The organism is Aeoliella mucimassa (genome assembly GCF_007748035.1).
GTDB classification, from domain to species: domain Bacteria; phylum Planctomycetota; class Planctomycetia; order Pirellulales; family Lacipirellulaceae; genus Aeoliella; species Aeoliella mucimassa.
In genome coordinates, this window is sequence record NZ_CP036278.1 from 1,206,280 (window position 1) to 1,226,322 (window position 20,043).

At 58.9% G+C, this 20,043-nt stretch carries 12 protein-coding genes; 7 read left to right on the top strand and 5 right to left on the bottom strand.

Annotated features, from left to right (window positions below; translation table 11 throughout):
- Positions 1–36: 36 nt before the first annotated feature.
- Positions 37–921, bottom strand: a complete 885-nt coding sequence (locus Pan181_RS04980) for a hypothetical protein (protein ID WP_145245784.1) — start codon at positions 919–921, stop codon at positions 37–39.
- Between the two features lie 197 nt (positions 922–1,118).
- The gene (locus tag Pan181_RS04985; protein ID WP_145245785.1) at positions 1,119–2,927 is read right to left on the bottom strand and encodes a DNA methyltransferase; all 1,809 of its coding nucleotides are present in this window, start codon (positions 2,925–2,927) and stop codon (positions 1,119–1,121) included.
- A gap of 178 nt (positions 2,928–3,105) precedes the next feature.
- Between Pan181_RS04985 and Pan181_RS04990 the strand changes: the two genes are divergently transcribed.
- Positions 3,106–3,927, top strand: coding sequence for a sugar phosphate isomerase/epimerase family protein (locus Pan181_RS04990; protein ID WP_145245786.1), 822 nt, complete (start codon positions 3,106–3,108; stop codon positions 3,925–3,927).
- 31 nt (positions 3,928–3,958) lie between these two features.
- Here the strand turns inward: Pan181_RS04990 and lysA are convergent, their stop codons facing one another.
- From lysA to infA, 3 genes are all read right to left on the bottom strand, one after another.
- A complete protein-coding gene (gene lysA / locus Pan181_RS04995) occupies positions 3,959–5,209 on the bottom strand; it encodes a diaminopimelate decarboxylase (protein ID WP_145245787.1) in 1,251 nt (416 codons plus the stop codon).
- A 158-nt stretch (positions 5,210–5,367) separates the two neighbouring features.
- On the bottom strand, positions 5,368–7,086 hold the full coding sequence (locus tag Pan181_RS05000; RefSeq protein WP_145245788.1) for a hypothetical protein: 1,719 nt from the start codon (positions 7,084–7,086) through the stop codon (positions 5,368–5,370).
- 292 nt (positions 7,087–7,378) lie between these two features.
- The gene (infA, locus tag Pan181_RS05005; protein WP_145245789.1) at positions 7,379–7,603 is read right to left on the bottom strand and encodes a translation initiation factor IF-1; all 225 of its coding nucleotides are present in this window, start codon (positions 7,601–7,603) and stop codon (positions 7,379–7,381) included.
- Between the two features lie 346 nt (positions 7,604–7,949).
- Between infA and Pan181_RS05010 the strand changes: the two genes are divergently transcribed.
- From Pan181_RS05010 to Pan181_RS05035, 6 genes are all read left to right on the top strand, one after another.
- The gene (locus tag Pan181_RS05010) at positions 7,950–10,028 is read left to right on the top strand and encodes an efflux RND transporter periplasmic adaptor subunit (RefSeq protein ID WP_197528922.1); all 2,079 of its coding nucleotides are present in this window, start codon (positions 7,950–7,952) and stop codon (positions 10,026–10,028) included.
- A gap of 109 nt (positions 10,029–10,137) precedes the next feature.
- Entirely contained in the window at positions 10,138–11,103 is a 966-nt protein-coding gene (locus Pan181_RS05015) for an efflux RND transporter periplasmic adaptor subunit (RefSeq protein WP_145245791.1), read from the top strand.
- Between the two features lie 28 nt (positions 11,104–11,131).
- Positions 11,132–13,402: a hemolysin D gene (locus Pan181_RS05020; protein ID WP_145245792.1), complete on the top strand. Its 2,271-nt coding sequence runs from the start codon at positions 11,132–11,134 to the stop codon at positions 13,400–13,402.
- Between the two features lie 227 nt (positions 13,403–13,629).
- Entirely contained in the window at positions 13,630–17,217 is a 3,588-nt protein-coding gene (locus tag Pan181_RS05025) for a hypothetical protein (RefSeq protein WP_145245793.1), read from the top strand.
- Between the two features lie 28 nt (positions 17,218–17,245).
- Positions 17,246–18,586 carry a hypothetical protein gene (locus tag Pan181_RS05030; protein WP_145245794.1) on the top strand — a complete coding sequence of 447 codons (1,341 nt, stop codon included), beginning with the start codon at positions 17,246–17,248 and terminating at the stop codon, positions 18,584–18,586.
- A 174-nt stretch (positions 18,587–18,760) separates the two neighbouring features.
- Positions 18,761–20,017 carry a serine hydroxymethyltransferase gene (locus Pan181_RS05035; protein ID WP_145245795.1) on the top strand — a complete coding sequence of 419 codons (1,257 nt, stop codon included), beginning with the start codon at positions 18,761–18,763 and terminating at the stop codon, positions 20,015–20,017.
- The last annotated feature ends 26 nt before the right edge of the window (positions 20,018–20,043 follow it).

The window sequence follows — 20,043 nt, forward strand, 5'->3', positions numbered from 1 at the left end:
GTGGAAGCTTAGAGTATCGTTCGTGCCAGGCTCCGTTTAGTACTCCGCTCCCAAGCGGAAGGTTAGTCCCACCCATCCCGCGTCGGTTAAGTAAGCCTCGTCCGATGCGTCGGCCTTCACCGCTGCATCGCTCCAGTTTTGCACTTCGGCACCACCGCCGTAGACGAGGGTCATCCGACGTCCGAGCTGGGTCTTGCCTTCGTATCCGGCCGACAGTTCCACTTGCAGGCTGGTGTTGTTGATGGCCATGCCGGTCGCGTCGTCCAGGTCTCCGTTATCGGCCAGGATGGCATCGCCCATCACCATGCCCAGGCGGGTGCCAGCGTACAGGCGGTGGTTGCAGCGGAACTGATGGCTGATCTCAAAACCAGTAGTCAGGCCGGCGCCGTCCACGCGCCAGTCGAGGCCGGTGTCGTCATCCAGGTTGAACTCGCTCCAGCGAATGCCGCCAAAGCCTTCGAGAGTGGTCGACTTACCAAGCTGCACCCGCTTGTAAATCTCCATGTCGAACGTGTACGCGTCGATGGATACAAACCCGGTGTTGTCGACGGTGCTTTCGGTTTGATCGAAGAACCAATAGCGGACCCGTGCGCCCAGCCCGTTGCAGCTCTCTGCGCCGAGCGTGAAGCGGGGCGAGAGATCGAAGCCAAAGTCAACATTGTCGCCGTTGCCGATGATGCTGCCGGCGTCGATCGACTGAACCCCGCCCGATTGATGGTACTTGGAGAATACAAAGTCAACATCGAAAGTAATCTGAGGGCCGGTGTTGCAGCAGCCGCCAAGATTGCTGAAGCCACACAGCTCGATGGATGTATCAGATTCGCCAGCGGGCGTGAAAGTGGTCGCCAGTTCCGTTCCATGGGTGGCAGCGTTAGACAGGAAAGCGACAAACGCAGCGGTGACTAGGGAATAAAATCTCATGGTGAACCCTCCGTGGGTGTATCGTCCTTAAACGGACTGAGAGCATCGTGCAGTGGTAGTCCGACTCTAGAGGGGTATCGAACAAAAGTGGACCAAACGGGCAGGAATTGGCTATGCCTCGGCAAAGTCAACGCAGACCGTGCGAAATTGGGCTGTTACCGCGGGAAACCTGCGTTATGCCGCTGGTAGAGAACCGTTTATCCCAAGTTCCACTCCGGCATGTATCGTCTCGCCAAATCGACTTTCAGCGGGGCGCGATAGTCGGGGCTGGGGAGATCCTCCTCTAGCACCAATGCGAAGCTAATCGCTTTGGTCTTGGAGCCGGGGGCGGTCGAGTGCGTAGCCAGCCGGGCGCCGAGGTCGAGGGCTTCGCCGACGAACAGCGGGGCTTTGCCTTTGGCGAGTAGCAGGTATACGCCGGCCGAGCCTGCGAGCTTCTCCGCATTGCGAACCGTCAGCTTCCGCGGGGCGGCAAAGTCGCGTGTGGCAAACACGTAGTCGTAGGCCTTGGCCTCTTGGGCGAGCGTGTGGCGGCTCTTGCGGAAATCGAGGGCCGCCCAGCGATAGTCAGCCGGGGTGAAGCCAGGCGCGAACCGCGCGGCCTGTTTGTCGAAGTACTCGGCAAAGCTCGGCGAGATCAGCAACTCGTCGATCGACTCGACACCGAACTTCGCAGTGGTCTGTTGCCAGGCAATTTCGGCCGCGAATTGATACTTGTCGAGTTCTTCGGTCTTGACCGGAGTGACCTTCGTCTTGGGACCTTTTGGCAGCTTGCCTGATTTTCGCAGTCGGACAAGTTCGTGATTCCAAATCTCCGGGCTACCCATCAGACCGGCTGCTTCGCACGCTTCGTGAAACTGGGTTTGCAAGTCAGGGCAGGCCAGCAGCCGATCAACCGATAATCCACCTGCAGCCGAGCGAAACGCCTTGCCGATGGCGGTGCGTTGCAGTTTGCGGAGATTCACTTTGATCGGTTTTTTCGCTGCGGGCTTCTCAATAGCAGCGTTTTCGTTTGCGAGTGGTTCTGCTGCGAGCGGTTGCGTCGCGGGCTCTTCGTTTGTTGCTGGCTCTGGCTTCTCCTCCACGAAGTCGCTCGCGGTGAAGTTCGGCAACAGATTCTGATCCTTCAGTCGCCGACCGTTGGCGGTGTTCGGTGCGCTGGCAATCGCATCAGCCGGCCCATCAAGCGGATCGCCCGACTTCACCGATTCGAGACGTTCGGTCGCGTAGCGGACGTACTCTTCCGATAGTTCGCAACCTGCGAACTGGCGGCCAAGTTTCTTTGCCACGGCGAGCGTGGTACCGCTGCCGGAGAAGGGGTCGAACACCTTCTCGCCTTCGTTGGAGCTGACGCGAATAATGCGTCCCAATAGTTGCTCGGGCATCTGGCAGCCGTGGAAACCTTGGCGTTCCTTAAAAGTGCCGGCGACGCGGGCGAAGTACCAGGTGTCGTCCATCGCATTGAAGCCATAGCGATCGGACTGAAAGTCCTGCGGTCGGAAGATCCAGGTGTCGTCGGGCAGGCGGCCGAGCGGGTTCGCCCGCTTGTCGCCATACACCAGCGCCCGGGCCGAGGGGATCCGCACCGCGGGGTCGTCGGCGTTAAAGGTAAACTTGTCGGGATCCTTCACGAAGTGAAACAGGTGCACGTGCGAGCGACTGAACTTGCGTTTGCAGTTCACTCCGAACGTGTAATACCAGACCACCCAGCTGCGAGTGGTGAAGCCGATTTGCCGGTCGGCAATCACCTTGAGGTCGGCCGCGTACTCGTCGCCGATCGCCAGCCAGAAGCTGCCGGTCGGGATGAGCAGGCGATGTATCTCCTCCATCCACGCCCGCGACCAGTCCAGGTAATCGTCGTCGGCCTGGGAGTCGTCGTACTTGTCATAGTCGTACCCGATATTGAACGGGGGGTCGGCAAAGGCCAGGTCAATTGATTCGCCGGGAAGCGAACGCATGTGCTCAATGCAATCACCGTGATGGATACTGGTTTCGACGACAGGCATGACGCACGTGGTCCTTCAAGAGAAAAGGAGTAATCGGAATCTGCCAAAATATCCTCCAATAACCAGTATTTCAAGGATTTCAGCTCGGCTTGGGGGTCATCAGCGGAAATCATTGGCGATATGTTGGGGTTTGTTGTCGTTTCGATTCGCTATTCTCTTCCCAGTTGGATTTGTTTGCATGAAATTCGCACTCTGCAACGAGATGTTCGGTTCGATGCCGTTCGAGCAGGCGTTCGCCACCACGCGCAATTTGGGCTACACCGGCATTGAGATCGCTCCCTTCACGCTGGCCGAGGGCGAAACGGTCGATATTCGCGACGTTTCCGACGCCAAGCTGGCCGAAGTCAAGAAACAGGCGGCCGACGCAGGGCTGCAGGTGGTCGGCTTGCATTGGCTTTTGGCGAAAACCACCGGATTCTACCTGACGAGTCCCGATGCCGAGGTTCGCCGCAATACGGCCGAATACCTGCAGGCTTTGGCCACCGCCTGCGGAAAGCTGGGGGGCACGATCATGGTGCTCGGCTCACCACAGCAGCGAAATCTGCTGCCTGGCGTTACTTACGAACAAGCCGAAGAGTACGCGGCCGAAGTGCTTCGCGCGGCGATGCCGGTGTGTGCCGACAACAACGTGACGATCGCCCTCGAGCCGCTGGGGCCCGCCGAAGGGGACTTCATGATGACCGCCGACTCCGGAGTGCAGTTGGCGAAACTCGTCGACTCGCCGAATTGTCAGCTACACCTCGACGTGAAAGCGATGTCGAGCGAGAGCGATCCGATTGCTCAGGTCATCCGCGAGCACAGCGAATGGATGGTGCACTTCCACGCGAACGATCCCAACCTGCTAGGCCCTGGAATGGGCGACGTGGAGTTCGCACCGATCTTCGCCGCATTGAGCGACGTTGGTTACACCGGATGGGTGTCGGTCGAGGTGTTCAAGTACGAGCCAAGCCCCGAGGAAATCGCCCGCGTGAGCATGGAGTACATGCAGCAGTTTGTATAGCCGACAGCAGGTTGGAAGCCTGCGGCGCGACTCAAGGAATGCGTTCCAGGCGGATCAGGTCGTCGAGCGTTTGCCGCTCGCGAATTAGATGGGCGGTTCCACCATCGATCAGCACCTCGGCACAAAGTGGCTTCGAGTTGTAGTTGCTCGACATCGTGTAGCCGTAGGCTCCCGCACAACCGATCACCACGTAGTCGCCCACCTCGGCGGCAGGCAGTGAGCGAGGACTCACAAAACCACCTTCTTCCTGCGTGAAGATGTCGCCCGACTCGCAAAGAGGTCCGCCGACGACGACCGCTTGTTCGCCGCGTTCGGTCGCACCATCGGCAGGGCAGAGCTGCATGGGATGATACGATCCGTACATGATGGGACGGGCTAGGTTGTTGAAGCCCGCGTCGACCAGGTAGAAATTGTTGCCGCCCATCTTCTTCACAGCTCGCACCTCGGTAACTAGCCAACCGCTCTCGGCGGTCAGGAATCGGCCGGGTTCGATTTCGAGCGACACGTGGTGGCCAAACTCCTTGGCCAATCGGCTGCGGGTCTTGTCCCACTGCTCGTAGTAGGCAGCGATGTCGACCGTTTCGTCGCCGTCGCGGTAGGGGGTGGGCAGGCCGCCGCCGGCACTGATGCTGGTGATGCTCGAGCCCACGGTCATCGCTGCCTTTTCCATCGCAGCGCTCACCTGGCTCAGGTGCTCCATGTCGGTGCCCGAGCCGATGTGCATGTGCAAGCCAGCGATCGACAGATTGTGTTCGGCCGCCCGCTCGATGCAGTCCTCGAGTTGCTCGTGCCAGATGCCGTGCTTTGATTGCTCGCCGCCGGTGTTGGTTTTTTGGCTATGCCCGTGCCCGAAACCTGGGTTGATGCGAAGCGTGATCGATTTGCCGGGGGCCCGCTGGCCGTATTGCGAGATCATGTCGGGCGAGCCGCAGTTCACGGGAATCTCAAGCTCTACTACCTTGTCGAGCGCTTCCTGATCGAAGATGTCGGCTGTGTAGATGATTTCGGGAGGATCGTTAAACCCGGCCTGGTAGCCAGCCGCCAGGGCGCGGTGAATTTCGCCGGCGCTGACCGCGTCGACCAGTACTTCATGCTTACGCATCAGGTCGAGAATCGCCAGATTGCTACACGCTTTTTGGGCGTAGCGAACCACGTCGAACGATGCCAACTGCATGATTCGTTCGCGGATCACCGCGGCATCGTATACATAAAACGGAGTACCGAATTGCTGGGCAAGTTCGGTAATCGGTAGCCCGGCGATCTGATGAATAAGGTTTGGCATTCGATTATGGCTGAGAAACGGAGGTCAGAATGTCGAGAACAAGTGGTCACGGTAAACCACCCTGCGACTTCCGGCCAGGGGTGGCGCATAAAAAACGGTGCCGTGCTTCCCGTAGAGAGGCACGGCACCGCGTTGAGGTTCAGTTTGCCGAGAGGGTTTTAGAACCCAGCGGCAGCGCCCTGACGGCGAGCTTCCATGGCAGCAGCACCAAAGGCGTGCAGCACACCCTTCTCCAGCTCAAGGCGATAACGAGCCTTGCCATCGACCATGTCGACGGTCACGTGGATCTGGTCTTCACCTTCGCTCTTGGTGGTCAAAGCGTCGAGCATGGCTTCGCCAGTGGCATCGGGCTCGGCCTTCAGGCCCAGGCGAACCAGCGGCGTGAGGGCCACCGAGATCTTCATCGGCTTCACAACGTCCGACGATCCGCCCGAAGCGTCCATCGCGGCCTTCATGTTGCTCATGCTGTTTGCACCAGCAGCCAGATAGAAGGTGTCGTCGCCGAGGGCCAGGGCCACGTCGAGCGATTCGCCCAGCATTTCGCGTGCGTCTTCTTCGTCAGCGGGAACAGGAATCGACAGGCTGTGGATCGTGCAGCCAGCGTGCGAGTCGGCATTCCAGTTGATGCCGGGGAAGTTCGGATCGCCTTCGACCAAAGCGGCCAGCTTCTTGAGGGCCGATTCGATCTTGCTGGTTTCCTTGGCGTAACCGCCAGCAACCATCGACAGCGAGTCATCCGAAACGTCAAAGTAACCAGCCATGTCCAACTTGCCAGTCAGCGCGGTGGCTTCCAGCGAGTCCATCAGATCGCCGATGGCTTCCTTCACGGTATCGCGAGCTTCCTCGTTCGGAAGGTCGACTTCCTGATCAATCGCGTTCATGATCTGCTGACGTAGCGAGCTGAGTTGGCCCATCATGGCGTCGCGTTGCGAATCAAGGACGTCCGACGGAGTTTCGCTGGTCAGGTTAAACTGGATCGCAGCACCCTCTTTGATGCACCCAGAGAACTTGGTGCCCACGGGGGTGTAGCTGGCAATTTGATTGCCAAGGTCCGAGCCGGCAATGCCGCTGCAGGTGAAGTCGAGCGTTACGTTGCCAGCTTCCGGTTCGGTGTTGAAGCCAATTTCCAGTTCGTCGAGCTCATTCACCAGCTTGACGAGTTGCTCGATGTTGGCTTCGGTCATCTTGCTACGAGCCTCGAACGCTTCGTCGGTCTCGTTGGGCATCTGTTGCAGGCCTTGCTGGGCACCAGCACGGATCTGCTCGATGGCGATCGAACGATACATCTCAGGCACGTTCTGCACCATCACGCGGACACCGAGGTCGTAATCCTTGGCCAGGCTGTTGAACAGCTTGGCGGGATCGGCGGGAGTCGATTCCAGCATTTCGGGAGCCTGTGCCAGGAAGGCCCAGTTACCCGACTTCTTGACGTAAATGCTTTGGTTGGGGATTTCGATTTCCGAAATGCCGTCGCCTACATCGCTGACACCCATCTGGAACATGGTGGGCAGCGCGAGCAGCTTGTCGTAATCGGTCACTGGCAGGCAGACGACTGGTACGAACTGGAAGCCATCGGTCAGCACCACGGCGCCCCAAGGCTTCGACTTATCGAGGCCTTGCAGACCTTGTTGCTGGGTGAACAGCATCAACATGCTGTCGGCCTGTTGGCCAGCCTTTACCTGGCCGCCGAATTGGCCAAGAAAGTCGACATCGGAGAGCAATTCGGTGTAGTTGGTAGCCGAAATAACCGCGATGGGTTTCATTTCGTCGCTTTGGGCCGCGGCCGGGGCGGCCATACCGGCCAGCACGAGCAGCGCAGCGGCCGAACAAGCCAGCCAGCGACGCATGGTGCGAGAGATCGAGGTGCAATTAGGCACAGTGGTACTCCTGGTCAAAATGGAAAGGGCCTAGGCTTCGCAGAATGCGAGCCGTGAAGCGGAATCGAAGAAGGTAGGCACAGCGGACTTCCGCCGCGCGGTGAATACTTTCTTCCACCCCGCTTACGAGGAAAGATACTACGAAAACCCCGCCCCGGTTTCACAAAAAAGGGGCCGGTTTCGGCGATCCTGGCAGAAAATGCTTCGCTACGCCGCAGCGAATGCTGGCAATAATGCCAACTCGGCGCGCAGAGGGAGCGTGGATCTCGCCTGAGAGGGCAGAGAGATCGGTTTACCGCTCGCGGTAAGTGATGCGGCCCTTCGTCAGATCGTAGGGCGATAGTTCAACTCGTACCCGGTCGCCCGGAACAATACGAATAAAGTGCTTGCGCATCCGGCCAGCCACATGGGCGGTCACCAAGTGTCCCCCTTCGATTTCTACGCGAAATCGAGTGTTAGCCAAAGCTTGAGTTACTGTGCCCTCGACTTCGAGAGCCTCTTCTTTCTGATTCGCCATAAAGTTTCAGTTGTCCCCCCAGTTCGTGCGAGGGCCTCCGTAGAGAAAATGGGTAGGCAGGAGAGTTTCGCCGCCTGAGCCTTGAGTGTCCGCCTGACAGCAGAAATTCCTGCAGCGAGGTAAGCCCTCAATACTACCACCCTCCGGGGGCCAAAGTCCAGTCAGTTATGACTGCAGTTAGGGGGACTTTTGCACCGAAATGAACGATTAGGGGAAATATATCACCTTCATAAGAAAATAGTGTGCCAGTTCCAGCCCATATGTCCCCATGTCGCGGGGATTACGATACATTTAAAAATCTGTGAGCACTGAATATTCCAACACGCCGAAACCAAGTGAGGCGACCGTGTCGGTCGATCCCGAGGACGTCCAACGCGCAAAACGCGAAATCCAAGCGATCGTCCAGCAAATTGCCGAAATGTCGCGAGCCGATGTCTCGGTCGAGCAGTTCTACGACGAATTCCTCAATAAAGTAGTTGCTGCCCTAGCCGCGGTCGGCGGGGCGGTGTGGTCGCTGTCGGGCAACGGCCTGCAGCTCACCTATCAAATCAATCTCCGAAACAGCGGGCTCGTTGATAACCCAATTGGCCAGGAGCAGCACGGGCGGCTACTGCAGCGGACACTTGCTAGCGAAGAAGGCTTGCTCGTGGCCCCCCACTCGGGGGCAGCACTCGATACCGACGCCGCCGACGAGCACGTTGCGGCCAATCCCACCGAGTACCTGTTGGTGCTTGTGCCGGTGCATAACGACCAAGGCCCCCAAGGGGTGGTCGAAGTGTTCCAGCGCCCTGGAGCTCGGCCGGCAACTCAGCGGGGGTACCTGCGGTTCCTGCAGCAAACTTGCGACTTGGCTGGCGAGTTCCTCCGCGGGCGACGGTTGCGTCACCTGGCCGAAAAGCAAACCTTGTGGGAGCAGCTCGAGTCGTTTACTCGCACTGCTCACCAATCGCTCGACACTCGCGAAGCCGCTTACACGATTGCCAACGAAGGGCGGCGGCTTATCGGCTGCGATCGCGTGAGCGTTGCCATTCAGCGCGGCAGCCGCTGCATTGTCGAGGCCGTGAGCGGGCAAGATACCTTCGACAGTCGTGCGAACGTGGTCTCGCTGCTTAACAAGGTCGCTCGCTCGGTTACCAAGACCGGCGACGACGTTTGGTACACCGGCGACACCTCGAACTTTGCGCCGCAAGTCGAAAAGACAGTGAACGCCTACGTCGACGAGTCGCACACCAAGAGCATGGCAGTGCTACCGCTGTTCAAGCCCGAGCCCGAAGAGCAAGAAGGCGAGGCCAACCAGCAAAAGCGTCGCAAACCGATCGGGGCGTTGATCGTCGAACAGATGGTCGACTCCAGTCCCTCCGAGGGCTACACCCAACGGGTCGAAGTGGTTCGCACTCATAGCTCGACCGCGCTTGCGAATGCCATTGAGCACAATAGCTTGTTCCTGATGCCGGTGTGGAAGACGCTGGGCAAAGCAACAACGCTGTTCACCGGCAATACCAAGTGGAAGACCATCGCGGTGATCGCTCTGGTCGGTACGCTGGCTTTCATGGCACTCACCTATAAAACCGATTTTAATCTCGAGGGTTCCGGAAGCCTGCAACCGGTCGCCTTACGTGGCATCTACGCACGGATGGATGGCAGGATCAGCGATATTCACTTTGGCTACAACCAACTCGTGAATAAGGGAGATTTGCTCGTCGAGCAGGAGAGCTTCGAGCTAAATCAGGAGATGACCCGCCTGCAAGGCGAACTCGAACAGATTCAAGAAAATATCCGCTCGACGCAACGCATGCGGAGTGGGTCGGGAAGCTTGACCGCCTCGGAAGAGAACGAAATCTCTTTCCAACTCGGTGAGCTGAAAACCAAAGAACGCAATCAACTGGCGATGATCGAGAAGTGCTTGGAGCAAAAAGAGTTGCTCGAAGTCTACAGCCCCATTACAGGGCGGGTCATTACCGGCAAAAGTCAGATTGAACAGTTGCCGAACCGCACCATTGCTCGCGGGCAGATGCTACTGGAAGTGGCCGACCTGTCGGGCGACTGGTACCTCGAAGTCCTGATGCCTGAAAAGCATATGCGGTTCGTCAACGACGCCATGCGCGATGCGACTGACAAGGGGGAAGAGCTTGAGGTCACGTTCTACCTGGCAACGCAGCCAGCCGAGTTGTTCCATGGACATGTGGAGTTGATCGAAACCACTTCCGAAGCCCGTGGCGAAGACGGTAACTCGGTGTTAATGCGGGTGCAGTTTGCCGAGGGAGACCTGGTTCGACTCAGGCAAGACGTGCTCCACAACGAAGATCCAAAAGTTGGCACCGAAGCGATCGTGAAGGTACATTGCGGTAAGAAGGAGATTGGGTACGTGTATTTGCACGATTTGATTGACTTTATCCGCGCGAAAATATTGTTCCCAATGTGGTAGCAGCAAGTCGAAGTGAATTGCTTGGCTAAACGCTAGCTTGCCTTGCTGTGTTTGATGATTGTCGACCATTTCCCAGCATCGAAAGCCTGACTCGAAGGAAACGAAAATTATGAAAGCATTGTTGCTCGCCATCATGATGTCGTTCGCAGGTACCATGGCCTGGGCTCAAGGTTCTGGCCGGGCGAATCCGGTACTCGGCGACTGTCAGCTATCGCTGCTGCCAGAAAACTACATCGAAGTGTCTGCCGACAAGGCGGGCAAGATCAAACAAATGATGGTGCGAGTTGGCTCGCTCATCGACGAAGAGCAAGTGTTCGCCCAACTAGATGACGTCGAAGCTCGCATGCAGGTGCGTGTCGCCGAGCAGAAGCTCGCATCGGCCAAGGCCCGCGCGCTCGATACCATCGAAGAAAAGTACGCTCGTGCTGCCGCGGATGCGGCCAAGGCCACGTACGATGATTTGGTTGCCGCCAATTCTGGCGGTATCGACAACGTGGTACCGACTACCGACTTGCGGGCCAAGAAATTGGAGTGGGTGCGGGCCATGTTGCAGATTGAGAAAGCTCAAAAGGATCGCGACTTGGCAGTCCACGATTATCAAGTGGCGAAGGTTGAAGCAGAGGCCGCCGAGGTCGAGGTACAACGACGCGTTGTCACCTCTCCGCTGTCGGGCCAGGTAGTCGATCTCTTCCGCAAGCAGGGCGAATGGGTCGAGCCTGGGGAGCCCATTCTGCAACTCGCCAAGTACGATGTGCTGCAGTGCGAAGGAAGCGTGAATCTGGCCAAGTACGACCCTCGCGAAGTGCAGGGCTGCAAAGTAACCATCAAGGCTGAAGTTGGCCTGGGACGCATTGAGGAAGCCACTGGGCGGATTACCTACGTGGAGCAACAGGTGCTCTACGATGGCGACTACACCTACAAAGTGCTGGCCGAGATCCCGAATCGCGAGGATCGCGGCCGCTGGGCGTTGTACCCTGGTTTGCGTGCGACGATGACTATCCATCTCGGCACGGCCACCGCTGGCAGTGCTAGCCGAATCGAAGGGCGCGGCCTGAGTCGTCCCGTCGCTCCCTGATCTTGAAACCTGAGCTGAAAACCTCCGCATGGCCACCACCACGCTTGCCGACAGCCTGGTTTCGAGTTCGTCGCGGCCGCTGCCGATTCGGATGCGACCCGACTTAGTCGCGCGCAAGCAGCGTTACCAAGGGCGGATCTATTGGGTGGTGAAGGAGCCAGTTGGGCTGCAGTACTTTCGCTTCGAAGAAGAAGAGTACGCCATCCTGAAGATGCTCGACGGACGGGCCAGCCTGGAGCAGATCGCCGAGCAGTTCGAAGCCCAGTTCCCGCCGCAGACGATTCGCACCGAAGAGCTACAGCACTTTATCGGTACACTGCACCGCAGCGGGTTGGTGATCACCAACGCAGGCGGGCAAGGGGAGCAGCTTAAAAAGCTCCGTGACGAAAAGGTCAACAAGCAGCGGATCTCTACGTTTAGTAATATTCTGGCGGTACGCTTCAAAGGGATCGACCCCGAGCGGATCCTCAATTTTTTGCATGGCTACCTATGGTGGTTCTGGACCAAGCCGATGCTGGTCGTGAACAGCATCATCGTGTCGATGGCCGCCTTGCTAATTCTGGTGCAGTTCGATGTGTTTCAGTCGAAGCTGCCGACCTTTCACGAGTTCTTTCGCGCTGATTCGTGGGAAAACTGGTTGCTGCTAGGTTTAGTGATCGGTGGTACCAAGATCTTCCACGAGTTTGGGCACGGGTTGTCGTGCAAATACTTTGGCGGCGAGTGCCATGAGATGGGGGTGATGTTTCTGGTGCTCACTCCCTGCTTGTACTGCAATGTGTCGGACTCATGGATGCTACCGAACCGTTGGCATCGAGCGGCTATCGGCGCTGCCGGTATGTACGTGGAGGTCGTGCTTGCGTCGATTTGCACGTTTATCTGGTGGTTTTCCGATTCGGATACCACGCTGAACAACGTGTGCTTGAACATCATGTTCGTCAGCTCGGTGAGCACCATTTTGTTCAACGCCAACCCGCTGTTGCGTTACGATGGTTACTACATTCTGAGCGATATCATCGAGATTCCGAATCTGCGTCAGAAGGCGACCACCATTCTCACCCGCAAGCTGGGCCACTGGTGCCTGGGCATCGAACCGCAGGACGATCCCTTTTTGCCGCAGGGCAATCAGGCGTTGTTTGCGCTCTACAGTATGGCCGCAGCGGTGTACCGGTGGGTGGTGCTGTTTTCGATTCTGTACTTCTTGAACAAGGTGTTCGAACCGTATGGCCTGAAGATTCTAGGGCAGGCCATCGCCATGATGTCGGTGTATGGCTTGGTGGTGATGCCGTTGTGGCAACTTTATAAGTACTTCAAGGTTCCCGGGAGGTTAGGCAAAGTGAAAGGCTGGCGACTGGCAATATCGGCGGCAATCGTAGTGGCCTTCCTCGTGGGCGTCGCTAGCATTCCGTTGCCAAGCCATGTGTACTCGCATCTGGTTGTGCAGCCGAGCAATAGCGAGAGCGTCATCGTTCAGCAAACCGGCGTGCTCGAGGAGATCTCCGAGGGCATCAAGCCCGGTGTCTATGTCACCGAAGGGCAGCAACTCGCCCGATTGACGAACCCAGAACTCGAAGCGATGGTGCTCGAGTTAGAAGGACAGAAGAAACTGTATGAGGAGCGGCTAATCGCCCTCGATACCGCGAGTCGGCTTGGCGACACCAACCAGCGCAATTCGGCCAAGGGGCAAATTGCCACGGTCAAGCAATCCTTGATTGGACTGGAAAAGCAACTCGAAGATCAGCGAGAGAACCTCGAGCGATTGGTGATCCGCGCGCCGCGCTCCGGGGTGGTCATCCCGCCGGAGCTAGTTCCCGAGCCGAAGGCCGTGGAAGAGCAGTTGCCCACCTGGTGGGGAACCCCCTTCGACAAGCGAAACCTCGGTGCAACGCTAGAAACCGGTACCAAGTTCTGCGTGGTTGGCAATCCCAAGCAGCTCGAAGCTCGTATTCTGTTGGAGCAAGGGGACTCCGATTTTGTCGCAGTCGGCCAGAAGGTGACCGTGTTGCTGGATCAATCGCCTTGGCTGCACTACACGTCGGAGATCAATGACATCGAGAAAGATGAGATACCAGTGGTGCCAAGTCGCTTGTCGAGCCTTACCGGTGGGCCGCTAGCAACCGAAATGGACGATGCCGGCGTGCCGCGCCCGCTGACGCCGCATTTCTATGCATTTGCTCCCATCACCTACGATGGCAACGTGCTGATTGGGCAAATCGGTCAGGCGAAGATTGCGATACCCGACCGTACGCTCTGGCAACGTTTGAGTCGCTACGTAGCGCGGACCTTTAACTTCGATCTCTAAGCCGACTGCCCGCACGATTCGGATTCAAGCTTCAGACTGCTTGCTTGCTAGCAATGCAGCAATCGAGATTGGCTAAATTGCCGCAACAACCGCTATCGCCTGCTTGGCCGTAGGTCGCTAAACTCGCCCGCCGCGATATCGATTTTCCGGACATCTCTGGCGAGGCAATTACAATGGCGTTAGCAATCGCTAACCAACGGAGTCACCTGCGCGCTCGAACAGGGGCCATGAAGCGAAAGCTTCTGGTGCTGCTGATCGTGGTGCTTGCGCTGGTGATTTTTGCCCCTTCGATTGTTCTGTACACGCCGCTCCGCGAGCAGGTGCTTACCAAGGTGGTTCCGCCCGATGCGGCCCGGGTGACCGTGGGAACTCTCACCGCGGGGTGGATTACTCCGGTCTCGGCGACTGATGTGTCGCTACTCGATACCGAAGGTAATCGCTTGGCCGACATCGGCAAGCTGACCATCGACCGAACCGTGATCGGGCTGCTTAGCAGCCAGGAAGATTACGGAACGATCCGTCTGGAAGATGTCACTCTGTATGCCTTGGTCGACGCAAGCGGCAGCAACCTCGAGCGAGCGTTGGCGGCGGCCACTGCGAAGCCAGCGACCGCTAGCGGTGGACAAATTACGACCGCTTCGAGCGGTCCGAGCTATAGCGTGCAGGTGGTGAACGGGCGGATCTTGTCGCGCGACGCGACGAACGGAGAGACCTGGAGCGCCGAATCGCTGAACGCGACGGTCACGAAGCCGGCTGTCGGTGCGTTGAGCATCGAAGCGACCGGCCTTGTTCGCCCCGCCCCTCCCGAAGTCGGGGGAGTGCCCGCGGCCGCAGGGCAGGGGAGCACCAATGCTGGGCGGTTTGAATTCAAATGGGCGGAGGACTCCACCACCAAGACCAAACGCCTGCGCGTGGTGAGCCAAGACTTGCCAGTCGCTGCGATCGATCCCTGGCTCAAGCGATTGGATGCCGGGTTCCGCTCCACAGGGCTGCTCACCGGCGAACTCAACGCGAGCTATCCCATCGAGCGGTACGACTCGCTGTCGGGCGAAACCGCTGGCCGCGTCGCGCTGCGAAAGTTCGCGGTCACCGGCACCGCACTCCAGGGAGAGCAACTGGCGATCGACGAAACCAACCTGGCTTGGAAGTGTGCAGCAACCGGCGGCCGCGTGACGGTCGAGAATCTCTCGCTGGCCAGCGATCTGGCGATGTTCGATTTGCAAGGCACCATCGACGAGCGCGCGGTTCGAGGCGTCGCCACCGGTGAGATGAAACCCGTGTCGCTGGCGACCCACGGCGATTTGCAGGCCGAAGGGCGAGTCGATTTGGCTCGTTTGGCCCAGCGACTCCCTCAGTTCTTTCAAGTTCGCGAAGGTACCTCGATCACTTCGGGGCAAATGCAGTTTGCTGCTCGCAGCATGCCGCAGCAAGCAGGGCACCACGTGACCGCTTCGCTCACAACGACACCGCTGGTGGGTACCACTCGTGGTCAGGCGGTGGAGTGGGATACTCCCCTCATGGTGAACATCGACGCGCTCTACGCGAACGACCAATGGCAATTCGATCGCTTGTCGTGCGAGTCGAAATTCCTCGAATTCGCTGGCTCAGGCAATGCTCGACAGATGCAGCTCGACGGGCAGGTCGACCTCGATGAGCTAACCAGTCGGCTCGATCAGTTTGTCGACCTCACCAACTGGCAACTCGCAGGACAGGGCGAGCTGCACGTGAATTGTCAACGCAATGCCTCAGGGCGTTTTGTCGCCGATAGTAATGGCAAGCTGACCGACTTTGTAATCGCCTACCTCGGCGAACAACTGGCGACCGAGCCCCAGCTCAACTGGGAAATGCATGCGGTCGGAGTATCAGGGCCAGAGAGTTTGCGACCCGAGCGACTCGACGTGGCCAAGGTCACTCTGGCGGCCGCCGGCGACGACCTGCAGCTCGAACTTACTCAGCCAGCCGTCATCGAACAACTGTGGGCGGCCACCGACTGGCCGGTGCACCTCACCACGTCGGGGCAGCTTACTGGCTGGTCGCGGCGGTTGCGTCCTTGGATCGACCTCTCGGCCTGGAGTACCGCTGGCACCATTGAACTAATCGCTGAAGGACGGCTGCGCATCTCTCCCTTTGTCGCATCGGTCGCGACTTCGTCGGTGAGCATTCAGCAGTTGCAGGCCGTATCGTCTGACTGGCGAGTGAACGAACCACGCGTCGAGTGGACTGGCGACATCGCCTGGGATAGTCAGACAAGCACGCTCGTGAGTCGCAACGGCCGGTTGGTCTCTAGTACCGTGGCTTCGAGTTTCCGTGACTGGTTCTGGACTGCCGACCCCGCGCAAACAAGCAGCGTCGGCGGTTTGGCTGCGGTGCGGGTGAACCTGGAACGCCTGGCTGATCTACAGCAACCCGAGCCGGGTGAGCCCCCTGGTATGACTCCGTTGGGCGAGATGAGTGGCAAGGTCAAACTGGCCGCGCAAGGCGAGCAGGTGATGGCCGTGGTCGATCTGACCGGCGAGAACATCCGACTGCAAAAACCGCAGCCCGCATTGCCGGGAGCCCCCGCGGTACTCCAGACCATCTGGCAAGAACCGCGACTCCGCGTGGTCGGCACCGTGGGATACTCTCCGCAGGCGGATCGCTTGAGCTTTGATGGTTTGCAAACCCAAAGCCAAACGCTAGCAATCGCTGCCAGTGGTAGTGTCGACGCACTCAGTTCGCAGAAGCTCCTGAATCTGGCGGGTAGTCTCGACTACGACCTCGAGAGCCTGAGCCCAATCATGGCGCAGTACATCGGCGAGGGCTTCAAAATCGTCGGGCGCGAGCAGGCCCGCTTTGAACTCAAGGGCCCTCTCGTGCAACTGGCCAGCGCTCAGACACTAGCCGACACTCCGCAGAATGCGATGGGCAACGTCCCAGGTGTCTCGCGGACCGTGGCAATTTCTCCAGTTTCTACTAGCACCTCATCCTCTCCGCAGTGGTATGGGCGGTTCCTCGCTCCTTGGCAAAGTGCCTCGCTCTACGGACTACCGATAGGCCAAGGCCGCGTGTCGGCCGAGATGCAGTCGGGCCAGGTGCGGATCGAGCCGTTCGACTTTGCCGTGGGGGGAGGACGCTTTACCGCTTCGCCGGTGATTGCGTTGGAGCCGTCGCCGGGACGACTGAATTTGCCCGCTGGACCACTGCTGACCAACATTCGCATCACGCCGGATGTTAGCGAGCAGATGATCAAGTACATACTCCCCGTGCTGGCTGGTGCCACGCAGACCGAGGGCGTTTTTTCGCTGAATCTTACCGGGGCCAGTGTACCGCTCGGCTCGCCCGATGCGGCCGACGTGGCCGGGCAACTGGTCGTGCAGTCGATTCGCATGGTGCCTGGCCCGCAGTCGGCAGGGCTCGTGAATCTGATCCGTCAAGTCGAAAGTTCCATTAGTGCGGGCAATTTGCTTGCGCCGGCACCGCAAGAACCGGTTACGCTGATTTCCATTTCGGATCGAACCATCGATTTTCGCCTGGTCGATGGCCGTGTGTACCATCAGGGGTTAGAGTTTCAGGTAGGCCGTTGGTTGGTCCGTTCGCGAGGGTCGGTGGGCCTGGACGAGACCATCTCGCTGGTGCTCGAATTGCAAGTGCCTCAACAAGGTACCGGCAGCAAGCTCCGCGAGCTCGGCGTCACCCGACTCGAGATTCCCGCTTCTGGCACCTTGCGAAATCCGCAATTCGATACGCGAGGCGTGCTGCAGAATCTCGGACAACAACTTTTGAACGATCAGAACATTGGCAACGCACTCGACAAACTGTTTAACCGCGGCAACTAGTTTGCTTCGTGTCGCGTGCTGCGCTTGTATGTTGTATCTGCTTTCTTCACATGGAGCTCTGGCCCAGAACATCGGTCCTCGGCGTCAGGCCGCGATCGACCAATGGCCCGCGGTGCGACCGATCGATAAGTCGCAGCTCGTCCGTCAGGGCTTTCGCGTGCTGGAAGGCAAGCACATTACCTTGGTAACCGATTTGCCTTCGTCGGTGGTGGTAGACGAGCTACCCACGGTGGTCGATGCGGCAGTGCCGCTGTTGGCCGAGCGGTTTCAGGTGGACGATCGTCGGGTGCGGGATTGGCACGTGCTGGCGATGCTGATTGGCCATCGCGAGAAGTTCGACGCGGCCGGATTGATGCCCCGCGGCAACGAAGAGTTCCCCAATGGCCTGTCGATTGGTTACGAGCTGTGGGTGAACGATCAATCAAGCGACTACTATCGTCGGCATCTTCTGGTGCACGAAGTGGTGCATAGCTTTATGGCCACGCAGCTTGGTGCGTGTGGACCTGCCTGGTATATGGAAGGCATGGCCGAGCTTTTGGGCACCCACCGCTGGGACTCGCAAACCGGCAAGCTCGAAATCGGAGTGATGCCGACCGATCGCAACGCGGTGCCGATGTGGGGCCGCACCAAGTTGGTGCGCGACGCCATCGACGAACATCGCATGTTGCCGATCGTCTCGGTGCTGAAAATCGATAACAGCAAGCCAATGGGAGTCGAGTCGTACGCCTGGGTATGGTCGCTGGCCAAGTTTCTCGACGCCCACCCTCGGTACTCCGAGCGGTTTCGGCGGCTACAATCCCACACGCTCGACCCTGAGTTCGACCAGCGGTTTTTCAAGACCTACGCGGCCGATTGGTCGGATCTCGAGACCGAATGGCGGGTGTTCACCGCGGGGCTCGACTACAACTACGACGTCGCCCGCGAGGCCATTGAGTTTCCCCAAAACCGCAGCCAACTTCAGTCGCTCGACACCCCCAGTCGGGTACAAGTGGCCGCCGATCGTGGCTGGCAAGCGACCAATCTGGTGCTCGAGGCCGGTCGCACCTACGAGCTAAAAGCGGGGGGACGGTTTGTGATCGGGGCCGAGCCCGATGGCACCCCCTGGACCTGCGAGCCGGGCGGTATCACGCTCTCGTACCACGCGGGGCAACCGCTGGGCAAATTACTGGCGGTGGTCGACCCTCGCCCCATTGGCGACGGTTCGGCCAGTGCGACCTCGGCCTTCGTGACCCCCACGCCTGTGGGGCTCAGCGGCCAGCTAGCCCCTAGCCAATCGGGGGTACTCTACCTGCGGCTAAACGACTCGCCCGGCGAATTGGGCGACAATCACGGCGATGCCACGGTTAGCATCCGGAGGCTTCCCCGCTAGTGGTCCCGCTGCCGCCGGTAAAACTTACCCAGGGGGCAGACTCTGCTTGCATCGCCGTCAGAATGCACAGAGAGGACGGAATCCACCTAATTGACACTCCGCCCTTAGCCCTCGACAATAAACAGCTCACCGATCAACACGCCTCAAGATAGGGCTCTCACGAGTCCACTGCCGATGAACTTCCTACAAGAACAAGATCCCCAGTTGTGGTCCGCCATTGCCAGCGAAATCGAGCGTCAGCAAGACGGGCTCGAGATGATCGCCAGCGAGAACTATACGAGCCCCGCCGTGATGCAGGCGGCTGGCAGCGTTTTGACCAATAAATATGCCGAAGGCTATCCCGGCCGGCGGTACTACGGCGGTTGCGAATACGTCGACATCGTCGAGGATCTCGCCCGCAATCGCGCGAAAGAGCTATTTGGCGCCGAGTTTGCCAACGTGCAGCCCCACTCCGGTTCGCAGGCAAATGCCGCGGTTTACTTGGCATTGCTCGAACCGGGCGACACCGTGCTGGGGCTCGACCTCGCCCACGGTGGCCATCTGACGCACGGCATGAAGCTGAACATCTCGGGCATGCTCTACAACTTCGTCAGCTACGGCGTCCGACAGGACGATCACCGGCTCGATTTCGACCAGATCGCCAGCCTGGCCAAGGAGCATAAGCCTAAGCTCATCGTGGCCGGTGCCAGCGCCTACCCACGCGAGATTCCCCACGACAAGTTTGCCGAGATTGCCAAGTCGGTCGACGCCAAGTTAATGGTCGACATGGCCCACTACGCTGGGTTGGTCGCCGCGGGGCTGCATAACAGTCCGGTTCCTGTGGCCGACGTGGTCACCACCACTACCCACAAGACCCTGCGTGGTCCGCGAGCTGGTTTGATCCTGGCCAAGAAGGACTACGCGAAGGTGCTGAACAGTCGCGTGTTCCCCGGTACCCAAGGTGGTCCGCTGATGCACGTGATCGCTGGCAAAGCGGTTTGCTTCCACGAAGCCCTGCAGCCGGAGTTCAAGAAGTACGGCCAGCAAGTGATCGACAACGCCCAGGCGTTGGCCGAGGTGCTGCTCGAAGGCAAGCTGAACTTGGTGAGCGGCGGTACCGACAATCACTTGGTGCTGGTCGACGTCACTCCGCTAGGCATCGGCGGCAAGACAGCCGAAGAAGTGCTGGATCGTTGTGGCATCACGGTCAACAAGAACATGATTCCCTACGACGAGCGTAAGCCAGTGGATCCCAGCGGTATCCGCGTCGGCACGCCTGCCCTCACCTCTCGGGGAATGGGCACCGACGAGATGCGGACCATCGGTCACTGGATGCTCGAAGCCCTTCGCTCGTCGGAAGACGAAGCGTTGCACGAGCGGATTCGTGGCCAGGTTCGCGACCTGTGTACCAACTTCCCGGTGCCAGCGGCTGCGGTCGAAACGAACGCTTAAAAATAAAATTGAGTTAGGTAAATCAC